We start from the raw sequence: 15,896 nt of genomic DNA on the forward strand, positions 1-15,896 counted from the left end.
GCCCGGGGCGGGCCGCGGAGGCGGGACTCGGGTCCGGTACGGGCCGAAGGGAGGCGGGACTCAGGTGCGGTACGGGTTGTACGCGGTCGCGCCGTGGCCGCGTCGCCTCTTCGGCCGCTTCTTCAGCCGCCTCTACTTCTTCTTCGCGCCGCGCTTCTCGCGCACCCGCACCGAGATGTGGATCGGGGTGCCCTCGAAGCCGAACTCCTCGCGCAGGCGGCGCTCGATGAACCGCCGGTAGCCCGCCTCGATGAAGCCGGACGCGAAGAACACGAACCGCGGGGGCTTGGTGCCGGCCTGGGTGCCGAACAGGATGCGCGGCTGCTTGCCGCCCCGGATGGGGTGCGGGTGGGCCGAGACCAGTTCGCCGAGGAAGGCGTTCAGACGGCCCGTGGGGACCCGGGTCTCCCAGCCGGCCAGCGCCGTCTCGATCGCCGGGACCAGCTTCTCCATGTGCCGGCCGGTGCGGGCCGAGACGTTGACCCGGGGCGCCCAGGAGACCTGGCCCAGCTCGGTCTCGATCTCCCGCTCCAGGTAGTAGCGGCGCTCCTCGTCGAGGGTGTCCCACTTGTTGTAGGCGATGACCATCGCGCGGCCCGCCTCGACCGCCATGGTGACGATCCGCTGGTCCTGCACGGAGATGGACTCGGAGGCGTCGATCAGGACGACCGCCACCTCGGCCTTCTCCACCGCGGCGGCCGTGCGCAGGGAGGCGTAGTAGTCGGCGCCCTGCTGCAGGTGGACGCGCTTGCGGATGCCGGCGGTGTCCACGAACTTCCAGGTCTTGCCGCCGAGTTCGATGATCTCGTCGACCGGGTCGCGGGTGGTGCCCGCCAGCTCGTTGACGACGACCCGCTCCTCGCCGGCCACCTTGTTCAGCAGCGAGGACTTGCCCACGTTCGGGCGGCCGATCAGGGCCACGCGGCGCGGGCCGCCGATCGCGGCGCCGAAGGACTGCTCGGGCGCGTTCGGCAGGACCTCCAGGACGGCGTCGAGCATGTCGCCGGTGCCGCGGCCGTGCAGCGCGGAGACCGGGTGGGGTTCGCCGAGGCCCAGGTTCCACAGGTAGGCCGCGTCGGCCTCGCCGCTCGGGCCGTCGACCTTGTTGGCGCACAGCACGACCGGCTTGCCGGCCTTGCGCAGCAGCCGGACGACCGCCTCGTCGGTGTCGGTCGCGCCGACCTTGGCGTCGACCACGAAGACGACCGCGTCGGCCGCCTCGATCGCGTACTCGGCCTGCGCGGCCACGGAGGCGTCGATGCCGAGGACGTCCTGCTCCCAGCCGCCGGTGTCGACCACCTTGAAACGGCGGCCCGCCCACTCGGCCTCGTAGGTGACGCGGTCGCGGGTGACGCCCGGCCGGTCCTCCACGACCGCCTCGCGGCGGCCGATGATCCGGTTGACCAGGGTCGACTTGCCGACGTTGGGCCGGCCGACGACGGCGAGCACGGGCAGCGGGCCGTGGCCCGCCGCCTCGATGGCGCCCTCGACGTCCTCGACGTCGAAGCCCTCTTCCGCGGCGAGCTCCATGAACTCCGCGTACTCGGCGTCGCCGAGAGCCCCGTGCTCGTACTCGTGCTCGGCCGAGCCGTCGGGCTGGATGTCGTCGTTCATGAAGTCCGTACCTCGTCGTTCATTCGTGGTGATCGGTGGACCGTCCTTCCGGGCTGATCCACTACTCAAGTGTCGCCTAGCGCCCGGTCAGGCGCCTGGCGTTTTCCAGGTGGCGGGCGAGCTGCTTCTGGATGCGCCCGGTGGCCTCGTCCAGCGCCCCGCGCGTGCGCCGGCCGGTGCCGTCGCCCGCCTCGAACGGGTCACCGAAGACGACGTCGATGCGGGAGCGCAGCGGGGGCAGCCCCCCGGCCAGCCGTCCCCGCCGGTCGGAACTGCCCAGCACGGCCACCGGGACGATCGGCGCCCCGCTGCGGACCGCGAAGTAGGCGAGCCCGGCGCGCAGCGAGGCGAAGTCGCCCTCGCCCCGGGTGCCCTCCGGGAAGATCCCCAGCACTCCCCCGGCCTCCAGCACGCCGAGGGCCCGGGTGATCGCGGCGCGGTCGGCGGAGGCGCGGTCCACCTCCAGCTGGCCGATGCCGGTCAGGAAGGGGCCGAGCGGGCCGACGAACGCCTCCTTCTTGATCAGGAAGTGGGTCGGCCGGGGCGCCACGCCCATGACCATCGGGCCGTCGAGGTTGTGGGAGTGGTTCACGGCGAGGATCACCGGGCCGGTGGCCGGCACCTTCCAGGCGCCGAGCACGCGCGGCCGCCACAGGCCGTACATCAGGCCGACGCCGATACGCCGCCCGATCTCGGCGCCCCGCTGCGACGGAACGGGCGGACGGCTCACTTCCCGGCCCGCTTCTCCTCGACCAGGGTGACGACGCACTCGACGACCTGGGCGAGGGTGAGCTCGGTGGTGTCCACCTCGACCGCGTCGTCGGCCTTGGCGAGCGGCGAGGTCTTGCGGCTGGAGTCGGCCGCGTCCCGCTTGATGAGGGCCTCGCGGGTGGCGTTGACGTCCGCGCCCTTCAGCTCCCCGCTGCGGCGGGCCGCGCGGGCCTCCGGGGAGGCGGTGAGGAAGATCTTCAGGTCGGCGTCCGGGAGGACGGTCGTGCCGATGTCACGGCCCTCGACCACGATGCCCCGCTCCGCGGCGGCGGCCAGCGAACGCTGCAGCTCGGTGATCCGGGCGCGCACCTCGGGCACCGCGCTGACCGCGCTGACCTTGGAGGTGACCTCCTGGGTGCGGATCGGGCCGGCCACGTCGACGCCGTCGACCGTGATGGTGGGGTTCGCCGGGTCGGTGCCGGAGACGATCTCCGGCTTGCCGGCGACGGCGGCGACGGCGGTCGGGTCCTCCAGGTCGATGCCGTTGTTCACCATCCACCAGGTGATCGCCCGGTACTGGGCGCCGGTGTCCAGGTAGCTCAGGCCGAGCTGCGCGGCCACGGCCTTCGACGTGCTCGACTTGCCCGTGCCGGAGGGACCGTCTATGGCGACGATCACGGGCTTGGCGGTCGGGGCGGCGCCGTTTTCCACGGGAGGGCACCTTCCTGGTGAAGGGTGGTCAGCGGGGGTGCGGGGCGCGAGGGCGCCCCGCACAAGGTTACTGGCTCGCGGGGGGGCGCCCTCACCGGGCTTCACTGCCTGAGCGCCCAGCCCCGCTCGCGCAGGGCGCCGGTGAGCACCGGCACCGCCTGCGGCTCCACCATGAGCTGCACCAGACCGGCCTGCTGCCCGGTGGCGTGCTCGATGCGCACGTCCTCGATGTTGACCCCGGCCCGGTCCGCGTCGGCGAAGATCCGGGCGAGCTGGCCGGGCTGGTCGTCGATGAGGACGACCACGGACTCGTAGGCGCGCGGTGCGCTGCCGTGCTTGCCGGGCACCCGCACCTGGCCCACGTTCCCGCGGCGCAGCACGTCCTCGATGCCGGCGGCGCCCTCGCGGCGCTTGTCCTCGTCGCCGGACTGCAGGGCGCGCAGCGCCTGCACGGTCCCGTCCAGGTCGGCGGCGACCTCGGAGAGCAGGTCCGCGACCGGGCCCGGGTTCGCGGAGAGGATGTCGATCCACATCCGCGGGTCCGAGGCGGCGATCCTGGTGACGTCCCGGATGCCCTGCCCGCACAGCCGTACGGCCGCCTCCTCGGCGTGCTCCAGGCGGGCGGCGACCATGCTGGACACCAGGTGGGGCATGTGGGAGACGAGGGCGACGGCGCGGTCGTGGGCGTCGGCGTCCATGACGACCGGTACGGCCCGGCAGTGCGAGACCAGCTCCAGGGCGAGGTTCAGCACCTCGGTGTCGGTGTCCCGGGTCGGGGTGAGCACCCAGGGGCGGCCCTCGAAGAGGTCGCCGGTGGCGGCCAGCGGTCCGGACTTCTCCCGGCCGGACATCGGGTGGGTGCCGATGTAGGCGGTGAGGTCCAGGCCGAGCGCCTGCAGCTCGCGGCGGGGGCCGCCCTTGACGCTGGCGACGTCCAGGTAGCCGCGGGCCGCGCCCCGGCGCATGACGTCGGCGAGCACCCCGGCCACATGGGCGGGCGGGGCGGCCACGATCGCCAGGTCGACCGGTCCGTCGGGCGCCTCGTCGGTGCCGGCGCCCAGGGCGGCGGCCGTCCGGGCCTGCTCGGGGTCGTGGTCGGCCAGGTGGACGGTGACGCCGCGCCGGGCGAGGGCGAGGGCGGCGGAGGTGCCGATGAGGCCCGTTCCGATGACGAGTGCGGTTCTCACTGGGCGATGTCCTTGCGCAGGGCGGCCGCGGCGCCGAGGTAGACGTGGTCGATGTCGGCGCGCGGCCGGTCCGACTCGACGTGCGCGAGGATCCGCACGACCCGCGGCATGGCACCCTCCACGTCCAGTTCCTGGGCGCAGATGAGGGGCACGTCCACGATGCCGAGCCCCCGGGCCGCGGCGGCCGGGAAGTCGCTGTGCAGGTCGGGGGTGGCCGTGAACCAGATGCTGATCAGGTCGTCGGCGGTCAGCCCGTTCCGCTGCAGGACGGCGGTGAGCAGCGCCCCGACCCGCTCCGCCATGTGCCCGGCCTCGTCCCGCTCCAGTTGGACGGCCCCCCGGACCGCTCGTACCGCCACGGCGCTGCTCCTCGCTGACGTGCGTGTGCGTTCTTGGTCCGTCCAGCGTAGTCAGCCCGCGTGGGGCGGGTGCGCGCCGCCCGGCCGCTGAGACGATGCGCTCGTCCCGGTTTCGCACGTTCCCGACGTCTGTACGGAGGCTCGACATGTCCCAGCCCACGACGCGGCGCACGGTTCTCGCCACGGGCGCGGGTGCGCTCGCCCTGGGATGCGCGGGATGCGGCGGCGACGGCGGCTCCGCGGCGCCGTCCTCCCCCGCGTCCTCCCCGTCGGCCTCCGCTTCGTCCTCCCCGGCGGTCTCCCGGCCGTCCTCCCCCGCGACCGCGTCGGCGCCCCCGGCCGGCGAGGAGCTGGCGCGGACCGCTGACATCCCGGAGGGCGGCGGCCGGGTCATCGCGGACCGGAAGGTGGTGGTCACCCAGCCTTCGAAGGGGGAGTTCAAGGCGTTCTCGGCGGTCTGCACGCACCAGGGCTGCACGGTGAGCCGGGTGGCGGACGGCACCATCGACTGCCCCTGCCACGGCAGCGCGTTCCGGATCGCCGACGGCTCGGTGGCCCGGGGCCCCGCGACCAGGCCGCTGGCCGAGAAGCCGGTCATGGTGCACGGGAATTCGGTTCACCTGGCCTGACGGGCCCGCGTACCCTCCCAGGATGCAGCCCCAGGACCTGGTACGCGACCACACCGTCTACGCCTGCGTCATGGGCTCCCGTGCCTTCGGCCTGGCCACGGACGCCAGCGACACCGACCGGCGCGGGGTGTTCCTGGCGCCGACCCCGCTGTTCTGGCGGTTCGAGAAGCCGCCGACGCACGTGGAGGGGCCGGGCGCGGAGCAGTTCTCCTGGGAGCTGGAGCGGTTCTGCGCGCTGGCGCTGCGCGGCAACCCGAACATCCTGGAGTGCCTGCACTCCCCGCTGGTGGAGCACATGGACGACACCGGCCGCGAACTGCTGTCCCTGCGCCCCGCGTTCCTGTCCCGGCGGGTCCACGACACCTTCACCCGGTACGCCCTCGGCCAGCGCCGCAAGCTCGACGCGGACGTCCGCGCCACGGGCGCCCCGCGCTGGAAGCACGCCATGCACCTGCTGCGCCTGCTGACGAGCGCGCGGGACCTGCTGCGCACCGGGGAGCTGCGGACCGACGTCGGCGGGCAGCGTGAGCCGCTGCTCGCCGTGAAGCGGGGCGAGGTGCCGTGGTCCCGGGTCGAGGCGTGGGCGGTCCGGCTGGCGGCCGAGGCCGAGGAGGCCCTGCGGGGCAGCCCGCTGCCGCCGGAGCCGGACCACGCGCGGGTGGCCGACTTCCTGCTCCGCGTGCGCCGCGCCTCGGCCCTGCGCGCGGAGCCCGACCACCGCGTCGGGCAGGGCGCCGGGCGCGCCGGGCAGCGCTGAGGCGGCCCGCGCCCCGCCGGGCACCGCGCGCAGGCGCCCCCCGTCCGCTGCGTGCCGCCGCAAGGCGGGAGAGGGCGTCGACGCGGAGCGTCGGCAACCGACGGCAACGACCGCGGATGCGCGCGCCGGCCCCCGCGGCGACTGCCGTGGTCCCGGGTCGAGACGTGGGCGGTCCGGCTGGCGGCCGAGGCCGAGGAAGCCCTGCGGGGCAGCCCGCTGCCGCCCGAGCCGGACCACGCGCGGGTGGCCGACTTCCTGCTCCGCGCGCGCCGCGCCTCGGCCCTGCGCGCGGAGCCCGACCACCGCGCCGGGCGCGCCGGGCAGCGCTGAGGCGGCCCGCGCCCCGCCGGGCACCGCGGCGCCGGGGCGATCCGGACGGCGGGGCCCGGCCTAGGCGTCCCAGACCGTCCCGAGGGCCATGAGTTCGTCCCGGTGCTCGATCCGCCCGGTCCAGTCGGCGGGCCAGGCGTCCGCGCCGAGCCGGGCGCCGGCGAAGGCGCCGGTGAGGCAGGCGATGGAGTCGGAGTCGCCGGCGGTGCAGGCGGCCCGGCGCAGGGCGGTGAGGGGTTCGTCGGGGAAGAGCAGGAAGCAGAGCAGGCCGGTGGCGAGGGCTTCCTCGGCGATCCAGCCCTCGCCGGTGGCCAGGCAGGGGTCGGTCTCCGGGGAGACGGTCCGCACCGCCTCCTGGAGGCGGTCGAGGATCGCCAGGCACTCGTCCCAGCCGCGGGCGATGAAGTGCTCGGGACCGGGGTCCTCGGAGCGGGTCCACAGGTCGCCGAGCCAGGCGTGGTGGTAGCGGGTGCGGTTGTCCAGGGCGTAGGAGCGCAGCCGGCCGACCAGCCCGGCCGGGTCGGCGCCCCGGGCGAGCAGGTGGACGGCGTGCGCGGTGAGGTCGCAGGCGGCGAGCGCGGTGGGGTGGCCGTGGGTGAGCGCGGACTGCAACTGGGCGGCGCCGGCGCGCTGTTCGTCGTCCAGCCCCGGGGCGAGCCCGATCGGCGCCACCCGCATGTCGGCGCCGCAGCCCTTGGAGCCGATCCGGCTGGCGTCCTGCCAGGGCCGCTCCTCGTCCTCGAGCAGAGCGCACGCGGCCAGGCAGGTGGCGCCCGGTGCCCGGTCGTTCTCCGGCGACCGGTACCAGCGCACGAACTCCTCGCGCAGCGGCCCCTCCAGCGACTGCGGCGTGAGGTCGCCTCGCCCGGTGGCGGTGCGGAGCGCCCGCCCGAGAGCGAGGGTCATCTGGGTGTCGTCGGAGACCAGGGCGGGCCGCGGCAGGTCCCGCTCCCGCCAGGCCCCGTGCTCGGCGAGGATCGACGGCACGGTCTGGAACTCGGTCGGGTAGCCGAGGGCGTCTCCGAGGGCGAGGCCCAGGAGCGCTCCGGTCGCGGCGGTTGTGGACACGCGATCACCATCCCCTTTTATCGTCACCCTGACAATAAAGGGGGATGGTGATCATGGCAAGGCGCCGGCGGGCCGGATCTAGAGGTCGACCTCCTTCATCAGCATGCCGACCTCGGTGTTCGACAGGCGGCGCAGCCAGCCGGACTTCTGGTCGCCGAGGGTGATCGGCCCGAAAGCGGTCCGCACCAGCTTGTCGACGGGGAAGCCCGCCTCCGCCAGCATCCGGCGCACGATGTGCTTGCGGCCCTCGTGCAGGGTCACCTCGACCAGGTAGTTCTTGCCGGTCTGCTCCACCACGCGGAAGTGGTCCGCGCGGGCGTAGCCGTCCTCCAGCTGGATGCCGTCCTTCAGCCGCTTGCCGAGGTCGCGCGGGATCGGGCCGACGATGTGCGCGAGGTAGGTCTTCTTCACGCCGTACTTCGGGTGCGTGAGGCGGTGCGCCAGCTCGCCGTGGTTGGTGAGCAGGATGACGCCCTCGGTCTCGGTGTCCAGCCGGCCGACGTGGAAGAGCCGCGTCTCGCGGTTGGTGACGTAGTCGCCGAGGCACTGCCGGCCCTCCGGGTCCTCCATGGTGGAGACCACGCCGGCGGGCTTGTTCAGCGCGAAGAACTGGTACGACTGGGTCGCGACCGTCAGGCCGTCGACCTTGACCTCGTCCTTCTCCGGGTCCACCCGGCGGCCCTGCTCGGTGACGATCTCACCGTTCACCTCGACCCGGGCCTGGTCGATCAGCTCCTCGCAGGCCCGCCGGGAGCCGTAGCCCGCGCGCGCGAGGACCTTCTGCAGCCGCTCGCCCTCCTGCTCGGCGCCCGGGAAGGTCTTGGGGAGCTTGACGTCCTTCTTGCCGGCGTACCGCTCCCGGTTGCGCTCCTCGACCCGCGTCTCGTACTCGCGCGAGCGCGCCGGGGCCGTCCGCCCGCCCTGCTGGGGCTTCCTCGGGCCGCCCTTGGCGCCGCCGCGCGCCGCGCCGCCGCGCCCCGCCTTGGGGCCGTCCTTGGTGGCCCCGGGACCCACGTCGTAGCGGCGCTCCTCCGGGCGGGGCTTGCGGGGACGACCCTGCCCCTGCTTCTGGTCCCTGTCGTTGCCGGCACCGCGGTAGTTACCGCGCCCGCCGCTCTTGCCGCTGCCGCTGCTTCGCATCAAGGTTTCCGTCTTAGTCGTCTGCGTCCTGACCGCCGGACGCGTCGGGCGCGTCCGGGTCGAACGACGGGACCCCCTCCTGGGACTCGGCCTCGATCGCCTCCGCCTCCGGGAGGAAGGGCGCGAGCTCCGGTAGCTCGTCCAGGCCGCGCAGGCCCATCCGCTCCAGGAAGTAGTCCGTCGTCCTGTACAGGATCGCACCTGTTTCAGGTTCCGTGCCCGCCTCCCGGACCAGACCGCGCTGCAGGAGGGTGCGCATGACGCCGTCGCAGTTCACCCCGCGCACGGCGGAGACGCGGCTGCGGCTGACCGGCTGCCGGTAGGCGACGACCGCGAGCGTCTCCAGCGCGGCCTGGGTGAGCCGGGCGGTCTGGCCGTCCAGGACCAGCCGCTCGACGGCGGGCGCGTAGGCGGCGCGGCTGTAGAAGCGCCAGCCGCCGGCGACGTGGCGCAGCTCGAACCCGCGGCCCTGCACGGTGTACTCGTCGGCCAGCTCCCGCAGGGCGTCCGCGACCTGGCGCCTCGGCCGCTCCAGGATCCGCGCCAGGTGCTCCTCGGCCGCGGGCTCGTCCACGACCATGAGCATCGCCTCCAGGGCGGGCTTGAGGCCGAGACCGGCGACGGCCCGCGGGTCCGCCGGCATGTCCGCGGTCTCCTCGCTCATGTCTTCCTCTCCTCCCCGGGCGCCTCGGGCGGCCGGTCGAACTCGTCGGTGACCCTCGGCGCCGCCTCCGCGTCCCCGCCGGTCCAGCGCACCAGCAGTTCCCCGAGCGCGGTCTCCTGCTCCAGTGCGACCGCCTTCTCCCGGTACAGCTCCAGCAGGGCCAGGAACCGGGCCACGACCGTGAGCGTGTCGTCGGTGTCCTCGGTCAGCGTCCGGAAGCTGGCCTCGCCCAGCTCCCTGAGCCGGGCCACCACGACCGCCGCCTGCTCCTGCACGCTGACCAGCGGGGCGTGGATGTGGTCGACGTACACCCGGGGTTCGGGCCTGGGCCGCATCGCCCTGACGGCGAGCGACGCCAGGCCCTCGGGGCCGATGCCGATGACCACCTCGGGGAGCAGCTCGGCGTGCCGCGGTTCGAGTCCGACGGTACGGGGACGGCGCCGGGCCTCGTCGTCGAGCCGCCGGCTGAAGATCTCCGCCACCTGCTTGTACGCGCGGTACTGCAGCAGCCGCGCGAACAGCAGGTCGCGGGCCTCCAGCAGGGCCAGGTCGGCCTCGTCCTCGACCTCGGCGGCGGGCAGCAGCCGGGCCGCCTTCAGGTCGAGCAGGGTGGCGGCCACGACCAGGAACTCGGTCGTCCGGTCCAGGTCCCAGTCCGGGCCGCGGGCCCGGATGTGCGCCATGAACTCGTCCGTCACCTTCGACAGGGCGACCTCGGTGACGTCCAGCTTGTGCTTGGCGATCAGCTGCAGGAGCAGGTCGAAGGGCCCCTCGAAGTTGGCGAGCCGCACCGTGAACACCCCGTCGGCGGGGGCCGGGTCGCCGGACGCCGGCTGGGGGCCGGGCACGGCGGCCCCGGCCGCGCGTGGGGCCGCGGGCTCGGCCGCGGGTGGGGGCGCGGGCTCGGCGTGGTGCGACCCGGACTCGGCGGACTCCGCCGCGGGCCCGGACCGCGGCCCTGGCCCGGGCGCGGACTCCGCCCCGGGCGCCTCGCCGGGCGCCACGGCCGGCCCGGGAACCTCCGGGGTCCGCACGGCCGGTCCGGCCGGCGGGGCCGCCCGCGCGGCCCCCGGCCCCCGCCCCAGCGCGCGCCGGCGGCCGGCGCCGGCGCCGGGGACGGGAAGGTCGTTCGGGGTCATAGCCCCCGCAGGCTACCGCTAGCGTCCCCGCAGCCGTCGTACGAGGATGCTCGCGTCCCCGCGGGACTCCAGGTCGGCCAGGACCACGGCCACCGCCTCGCGGACGATCCGGCCGCGGTCCACCGCGAGCCCGTGCTCGCCGCGCAGCACCAGCCGGGCGTGCTCCAGGTCCATCAGCTCCTCGGCGGAGACGTACACGGTGATCTTCTCGTCGTGCCGCTCGCGTCCGCTGGGCCGGCGGGCCGCCGCCCGGCCGCGCTTGCGCGGCTGCGCTGCGGCCGGGGGCTCCTGCGCCGCCTGCCGCCGTGCCGGGCGGGTGCGGGACTCACCGGCGTCCGGCCCGGCCTCCGCCGCCACGTGCTCGGCGCCCTCTCCGTCACCGCCCTGGACGGGCACCGACTGGGGCGCGTCCTCGGCGGCGGCCGCCTCGTCGCTCTCCCCCGCGGGAGCCGGCACCCGGGCCTCGCCGTTGGCCGCGCGGCGGGGCGTGGACGGCTGGAGCGCCGTCCCCCCGGTCGTGCGGAACAGTTCGTCGGCCCCGGGCAGACTCACTCGGCGTGACACCGGGCGAGCACCTCCCTGGCGAGCTGGCGGTAGGCGGCGGCGCCGACGGAGTTGGAGGCGTACGTGGTGATCGGCTCACCGGCGACCGTGGTCTCCGGGAAGCGGACCGTGCGCCCGATGACGGTGTGGTAGACGTGATCGTCGAACGCCTCGACGACGCGCGCCAGCACCTCCCGGCTGTGCACGGTGCGCGAGTCGTACATCGTGGCGAGGATGCCGTCCAGCTCCAGCTCGGGGTTGAGCCGCTCCTGGACCTTCTCGATGGTCTCGGTCAGCAGGGCCACACCGCGCAGCGCGAAGAACTCGCACTCCAGCGGGACGATCACCTTGTGGGCGGCCGTCAGCGCGTTCACGGTGAGCAGGCCGAGCGAGGGCTGACAGTCGATCACGATGTAGTCGTAGTCGGGCAGCAGCGGCTTCAGCGCCCGCTGGAGCGTCGACTCGCGCGCCACCTCGGAGACCAGCTGGACCTCGGCGGCCGACAGGTCGATGTTGGAGGGCAGCAGGTCCATGTTGGGGACCGCCGTCTTCAGCAGGACCTCGTCCGCGGACATGCCCCGCTCCATGAGCAGGTTGTAGACGGTGAGGTCGAGCTCCATGGGGTTGACGCCCAGTCCGACCGACAGCGCGCCCTGCGGGTCGAAGTCCACGAGCAGCACGCGCCGGCCGTACTCCGCGAGCGCGGCGCCCAGGTTGATGGTCGACGTCGTCTTGCCGACGCCGCCCTTCTGGTTGCACATCGCGATGATCTTCGCGGGGCCGTGGTCGGTCAGCGGGCCCGGGATCGGGAAGTACGGCAGCGGGCGCCCGGTCGGGCCGATGCGCTCCCGGCGCTGGCGGGCCGCGTCGGGCGCGAGCGTGGCCGCGTACTCCGGATCGGGCTCGTACTCGGCGTCGGGGTCGTAGAAGTGCCCCTCGGGCAGTTCGTCGTAGTCGGCGAAGTGGTCGTGGGGCGCGCCACTTCCGTCGCCGGCCATGGCGTTCACGTGATGGCCATCCATGCTCTGGTGTGCTGTCCGGACCGGCTGCGGGCCCGGACTCTGGTGGGCTGCGAAGGTGCGCACAGCGACGGAGCCGACAGCCTCGAATCCCGCGGGCCCCTGGCCCCGTGCAGGCATTCCTGGTTGACCACCCCCGGGAGAAAATGTCGACTCATTCACAAGTCGTCTTACCTCCTTGGTGACCAGGAAACTTCTAGACAAGGTCAGCGTGGCACCATGCCGACGGTTGGCGACTCTATGGCGTGTCGGCGGTCCGCAGCAACACAATCCGCCGGACCCGGCAGGATGTGTCGGCAATGGAACATCCCGCTGTCAAGGGCGTACGGCCGTCGCACCGTGGGTTTCACCGGTGTGCGAATCGGTCGAAGGGTTACGTTCGAGGCGAGTTGACCGAGAGCCGCAAAGTGACCATACACACATCCGGCCGGACCTTGTCGGGCAAGGTCCGGCCGGGCGCGCGGTGTTGACGAGTCGTGTTGACGAATCGCCTTTTGCCTGTCGGCGACTTGGCGGCTCACCGGGCCGGCGAGACCGGAGGCGGGATCAGCCGAGCAGGGAGTCGAGCTCCACGTGGTCCAGGCCGTGCGCCTGCGCGACCTCCTTGTAGACGACCTTGCCGTCATGGGTGTTGAGGCCCTTGGCGAGCGCGGCGTCGCGGCGCAGCGCCTCCACCCAGCCGTTGTTGGCGAGCGAGACGATGTACGGCAGCGTCGCGTTGGTGAGGGCGTTGGTGGAGGTGCTGGGCACCGCGCCCGGCATGTTGGCCACGCAGTAGAAGACCGAGTTGTGGACGCGGAAGGTCGGCTCGGCGTGGGTGGTGGGACGCGAGTCCTCGAAGCAGCCGCCCTGGTCGATCGCGATGTCGACAAGGACACTTCCCGGCTTCATGCGGGACACCAGCTCGTTGGTGACCAGCTTCGGGGCCTTGGCGCCCGGGATGAGGACCGCGCCGATCACGAGGTCGGCGTCGAGGACGGCCTTCTCCAGCTCGAAGGAGTTGGACATGATCGCCTTGACCTTCGTGCCGAAGATCCGGTCGGCCTCGCGCAGCTTGTTGATGTCGCGGTCGAGCAGGGTGACGTCGAAGCCCATGCCGACGGCGATCTGGGTGGCGTTCCAGCCGGAGACGCCGCCGCCGATGACGACGGCCTTGGCCGGGGTGACCCCGGGGACGCCGCCCGGCAGCACGCCGCGGCCGCCGGCCGCGCGCATCAGGTGGTAGGCGCCGACCTGCGGGGCCAGCCGGCCCGCGACCTCGGACATCGGGGCGAGCAGCGGCAGGGCGCGGTTGGGAAGCTCGACGGTCTCGTAGGCGATCGCGGTGGTGCCGGACTCCAGCAGCGCGTCGGTGCACTCCTTGGACGCGGCCAGGTGCAGGTAGGTGAAGAGCGTCTGGTCCTTGCGCAGGCGGTGGTACTCCTCCGCGATGGGCTCCTTGACCTTCAGCAGCAGGTCGGCGGTGGCCCACACCTCGTCGGCGGTGTCAAGGATCGCGGCGCCGGCGGAGACGTACTCCTCGTCCGTGATCGAGGAGCCGAGGCCGGCGCCCCGCTCGATGACGACCTGGTGGCCGTTGCGCACCAGCTCGTGCACACCGGCGGGGGTGATGGCCACCCGGAACTCGTTGTTCTTGACCTCGCGGGGGATGCCGACCTTCACGTCGATCACGGTCCTTGGCTCAGAGGGTATGGGGGTGCAATGAAGACGTACCCAGACATGCATCGGCATACCGGGACACACCACAGGAACCTGCGGCAGAGCCAGTTTAATGAAGGTGTTCCGGCTGTCTAGCCTTTCATTGCATCAATCTTTGATCGACAGACTGCGGATTTCGCAGGCACCTTTGTCGTGTCCTGGACCGTCGTCCTCCTGCTGCGGCTCCTCGGCCAGCATGCGCTCGGCCATCGCCCGGTGCAGGCGGGCCGCCGCGGGGTCGCCGATGCGGTCCAGGGTGTCGGCCAGCCGGAGCTGCAGCGCGGCCTGCAGCCGGGTGTCCTCGGCCCGCCGCGCCCACTCCACGGCCTCCTGGCAGGTCCGCAGCGACTCCTCGGGCCGCCCCGCGTACTCCTGCACCCGGGCGATCTCGCTCAGCGCCCGCGCGCTGGCGGCCACATCGCCGCCGCGGCGGTAGCCGGCGAGGGCGGCCCGCCAGTTCCTGAGCGCCTCGCCGTAGCGGCCCGCGTAGGTGTGGGCGGTGGCGATCCGGCCGTACAGCCGGGCGGCCTCCGGGCGCTCCCCGCGGGCCAGCCGCTCGGCCAGCGCCCGGCCGAACCAGTCCGCGGCCCGGTCGTAGTCCCCCAGCTCCAGGTGGGCGCCGCCCACGGATTCCATCGCGCGGCCGGTCGCGTACGGGTCGTTCGCCTCGCGCCCGGCGTCCAGGGCGGCCCGGTAACGGGCCAGGGCGGCCCTGGTGCGGCCGGTCTGGGCGTCCAGATCGCCGAGGTTGAGCAGGGCCGCGGCCTTCTCCCGGTGCAGCCCGCGCCGCTCGGCGACGTCCAGGACGAGGGTGTGCACGCCGTACAGGTCGGGCGCGGCGGCCTGTGTGCCCACATGCGCCGCGACGGCCCTCACCAGCTGCGCCATCAGACGGCGGGCGAGGGTGTCCAGCTCGCCGTCGGCCACCGCGAGCCGGGCGGACGCCAGCAGGGCGGGCCGGCGCAGGCGCAGCCATTCGGCGGCCGCCCGGGGGGTCGGGAAGCGCACCTCGGGCGGCATGGCGCCCAGCTTCTCCCGGGCCTGCGGGCTGTCCGTCTCGGTGATCGCCCGGCAGGCGTGCAGCAGCCGGACCGTGCGCTCCAGCATCCGGGCCCGGGCCAGCTGCAGCTCCGCGGGCCGCTCCCGGGTGCCGGCCAGGGCGCGCAGCAGCGGGTGCAGGCAGCCGGGGACGGCGTACTCGGGCAGCGGCGAGTCCACCGCGTGCAGCAGGCCGAGGGCGGCGAAGTCGTCCAGGGCGGCGCGGGCGGCGTCGACCGAGCAGCCGGCGAGGGAGGAGGCGGTGTGCGGGTCCACCAGGCCGGCCGGGGCCAGGCTGAGCAGGCGCAGCGTCCGGGCGGCCGGCCCGGGCAGCTGGTCGTGCACGAGCCGCAGGACGCGGGCCAGCGGGGAGCCGTCCTCGCCGTCCCCGCCCTCCGCGTGCATCCGCTTGGCGAGGTCGGAGACGGCGGCCTGGGGACGCGCGGCCAGCCAGCCGCCGGCCAGGACGAGCGCGGCGGGGTGGCCCTGGCAGGCCTCCACCAGGCTCTCCGCGGCACGCGGGTCGACGGTGATGCGGACCGAGCCGGTGTAGCGGGCGAGCAGTTCCACCGCGGACTTGGTGTCGAGGCCGCCCAGCGTGCAGGGGCGGACGTCGGCGATCCCGGTGAGCGGACCGACGGAGACGGCCACCACCAGGCAGTCCGGGGAGTCCGGGAGCAGCGCGTCGACCTGCTCGGCGCCGGCCGCGTCGTCCAGCAGGAGCAGCATCCGCCGGCCGGCGAGCGCCGTGCGCAGGGCCGCGGTGAGGTCGTCCTCGGCGGCCCCGGCGGGTGCGGGCAGGCCCAGTGCGGCGAGCAGGTCGCGGGCCGCACGCTCCACGGGAACCGGGGTGCCGTCGGGCTCGCTGAGCCGGGCCCGCAGCACCCCGTCGGGGTAACGGGCGGCGACCTGCCGGACGAGTTCCTCGGCGAGGCTGGTGCGGCCGGAGCCGGGGCGGCCCGCGATGAGCAGCACGCGCGCGCGGGGCGCCTTGCGGCCGGAGAGGGTGTCCAGGCCCGCGCGCTCGATGTCGGCGCGCAGCTCCTTCACCTCGCGTGCCCGGCCCAGGAAACCGTCCCCCGCGACCGGGTGCGCGGGCAGCCGCGCCGTGCCTGTCTCCACCGCCTGTTCCGTCACGGGCCACACTCCCGTCCCACCGCACGCGCAAGCCCGCCGGATCTTCCGCTGCGGGCTTTCCAGAGCCTAGTTCACGCTCTGCGACGTTCCGTGAGGAGCACGGCGGACGGATCGCCCGATCGGATCAGGCGATCGTCACACCACTGCGCCGG

15 protein-coding genes are annotated in these 15,896 nt (G+C 74.1%); 2 read left to right on the plus strand and 13 right to left on the minus strand.

What is annotated here, in order from left to right; genetic code table 11:
* Positions 1-132 precede the first annotated feature (132 nt).
* The 5 genes from der to aroH all read right to left on the minus strand — a co-directional run bounded on the left by der (position 133) and on the right by aroH (position 4,582).
* Positions 133-1,614: a ribosome biogenesis GTPase Der gene (der, locus tag ABZ261_RS27995; RefSeq protein ID WP_356863883.1), complete on the minus strand. Its 1,482-nt coding sequence runs from the start codon at positions 1,612-1,614 to the stop codon at positions 133-135.
* Positions 1,615-1,690: 76 nt separating this feature from the next.
* Positions 1,691-2,344, minus strand: a complete 654-nt coding sequence (locus tag ABZ261_RS28000) for a lysophospholipid acyltransferase family protein (protein ID WP_356863885.1) — start codon at positions 2,342-2,344, stop codon at positions 1,691-1,693.
* Positions 2,341-3,036 (minus strand): (d)CMP kinase, encoded by a 696-nt coding sequence (gene cmk / locus ABZ261_RS28005; protein WP_356863887.1) that lies wholly within the window; start codon positions 3,034-3,036, stop codon positions 2,341-2,343. Before cmk ends, ABZ261_RS28000 begins: the two co-directional genes overlap by 4 nt.
* Before the next feature lie 101 nt (positions 3,037-3,137).
* A complete protein-coding gene (locus ABZ261_RS28010; protein ID WP_356863889.1) occupies positions 3,138-4,223 on the minus strand; it encodes a prephenate dehydrogenase in 1,086 nt (361 codons plus the stop codon).
* Complete coding sequence (gene aroH, locus ABZ261_RS28015; protein ID WP_356863891.1) at positions 4,220-4,582, minus strand: chorismate mutase; 363 nt, start codon at positions 4,580-4,582, stop codon at positions 4,220-4,222. Before aroH ends, ABZ261_RS28010 begins: the two co-directional genes overlap by 4 nt.
* Positions 4,583-4,728: 146 nt before the next feature.
* Here aroH and ABZ261_RS28020 point away from each other — a divergent pair, with 146 nt between their 5' ends.
* Together ABZ261_RS28020 and ABZ261_RS28025 are read left to right on the plus strand one after the other, a co-directional pair.
* On the plus strand, positions 4,729-5,211 hold the full coding sequence (locus ABZ261_RS28020; RefSeq protein ID WP_356863893.1) for a Rieske (2Fe-2S) protein: 483 nt from the start codon (positions 4,729-4,731) through the stop codon (positions 5,209-5,211).
* A gap of 22 nt (positions 5,212-5,233) precedes the next feature.
* Entirely contained in the window at positions 5,234-5,968 is a 735-nt protein-coding gene (locus tag ABZ261_RS28025; RefSeq protein WP_356863895.1) for a nucleotidyltransferase domain-containing protein, read from the plus strand.
* A 390-nt stretch (positions 5,969-6,358) separates the two neighbouring features.
* On the opposite strand, the gene ABZ261_RS28030 is transcribed toward ABZ261_RS28025, so the two are convergent.
* From ABZ261_RS28030 to ABZ261_RS28065, 8 genes are all read right to left on the minus strand, one after another.
* Positions 6,359-7,366, minus strand: coding sequence for an ADP-ribosylglycohydrolase family protein (locus ABZ261_RS28030; RefSeq protein WP_356863897.1), 1,008 nt, complete (start codon positions 7,364-7,366; stop codon positions 6,359-6,361).
* 78 nt (positions 7,367-7,444) lie between these two features.
* Positions 7,445-8,506: a pseudouridine synthase gene (locus ABZ261_RS28035; protein WP_356863899.1), complete on the minus strand. Its 1,062-nt coding sequence runs from the start codon at positions 8,504-8,506 to the stop codon at positions 7,445-7,447.
* 13 nt (positions 8,507-8,519) lie between these two features.
* On the minus strand, positions 8,520-9,170 hold the full coding sequence (scpB, locus tag ABZ261_RS28040) for an SMC-Scp complex subunit ScpB (RefSeq protein WP_356863901.1): 651 nt from the start codon (positions 9,168-9,170) through the stop codon (positions 8,520-8,522).
* The gene (locus ABZ261_RS28045; protein ID WP_356863903.1) at positions 9,167-10,309 is read right to left on the minus strand and encodes a segregation/condensation protein A; all 1,143 of its coding nucleotides are present in this window, start codon (positions 10,307-10,309) and stop codon (positions 9,167-9,169) included. The genes scpB and ABZ261_RS28045 overlap by 4 nt, the downstream gene beginning before the upstream one ends.
* Positions 10,310-10,327: 18 nt before the next feature.
* Positions 10,328-10,873, minus strand: coding sequence for a hypothetical protein (locus ABZ261_RS28050; RefSeq protein ID WP_356863905.1), 546 nt, complete (start codon positions 10,871-10,873; stop codon positions 10,328-10,330).
* On the minus strand, positions 10,858-11,991 hold the full coding sequence (locus ABZ261_RS28055) for a ParA family protein (protein WP_356863907.1): 1,134 nt from the start codon (positions 11,989-11,991) through the stop codon (positions 10,858-10,860). Before ABZ261_RS28055 ends, ABZ261_RS28050 begins: the two co-directional genes overlap by 16 nt.
* 426 nt (positions 11,992-12,417) lie before the next feature.
* A complete protein-coding gene (ald, locus tag ABZ261_RS28060) occupies positions 12,418-13,542 on the minus strand; it encodes an alanine dehydrogenase (protein WP_356863909.1) in 1,125 nt (374 codons plus the stop codon).
* Between the two features lie 135 nt (positions 13,543-13,677).
* Positions 13,678-15,744, minus strand: a complete 2,067-nt coding sequence (locus ABZ261_RS28065; RefSeq protein ID WP_356863911.1) for a tetratricopeptide repeat protein — start codon at positions 15,742-15,744, stop codon at positions 13,678-13,680.
* Positions 15,745-15,896 lie beyond the last annotated feature (152 nt).

The sequence above is a fragment of the Streptomyces sp. NPDC006193 genome (assembly GCF_040613915.1).
Classification (GTDB): domain Bacteria; phylum Actinomycetota; class Actinomycetes; order Streptomycetales; family Streptomycetaceae; genus Streptomyces.

Coding starts and splice junctions, on each gene's coding strand:
- der (WP_356863883.1), bottom strand. CDS start 1,614: ATGAACGACGACATCCAGCCCGACGGCTCGGCCGAGCACGAGTACGAG.
- ABZ261_RS28020 (WP_356863893.1), top strand. CDS start 4,729: ATGTCCCAGCCCACGACGCGGCGCACGGTTCTCGCCACGGGCGCGGGT.
- ABZ261_RS28025 (WP_356863895.1), top strand. CDS start 5,234: ATGCAGCCCCAGGACCTGGTACGCGACCACACCGTCTACGCCTGCGTC.
- ABZ261_RS28035 (WP_356863899.1), bottom strand. CDS start 8,506: ATGCGAAGCAGCGGCAGCGGCAAGAGCGGCGGGCGCGGTAACTACCGC.
- scpB (WP_356863901.1), bottom strand. CDS start 9,170: ATGAGCGAGGAGACCGCGGACATGCCGGCGGACCCGCGGGCCGTCGCC.
- ABZ261_RS28045 (WP_356863903.1), bottom strand. CDS start 10,309: ATGACCCCGAACGACCTTCCCGTCCCCGGCGCCGGCGCCGGCCGCCGG.
- ABZ261_RS28055 (WP_356863907.1), bottom strand. CDS start 11,991: ATGCCTGCACGGGGCCAGGGGCCCGCGGGATTCGAGGCTGTCGGCTCC.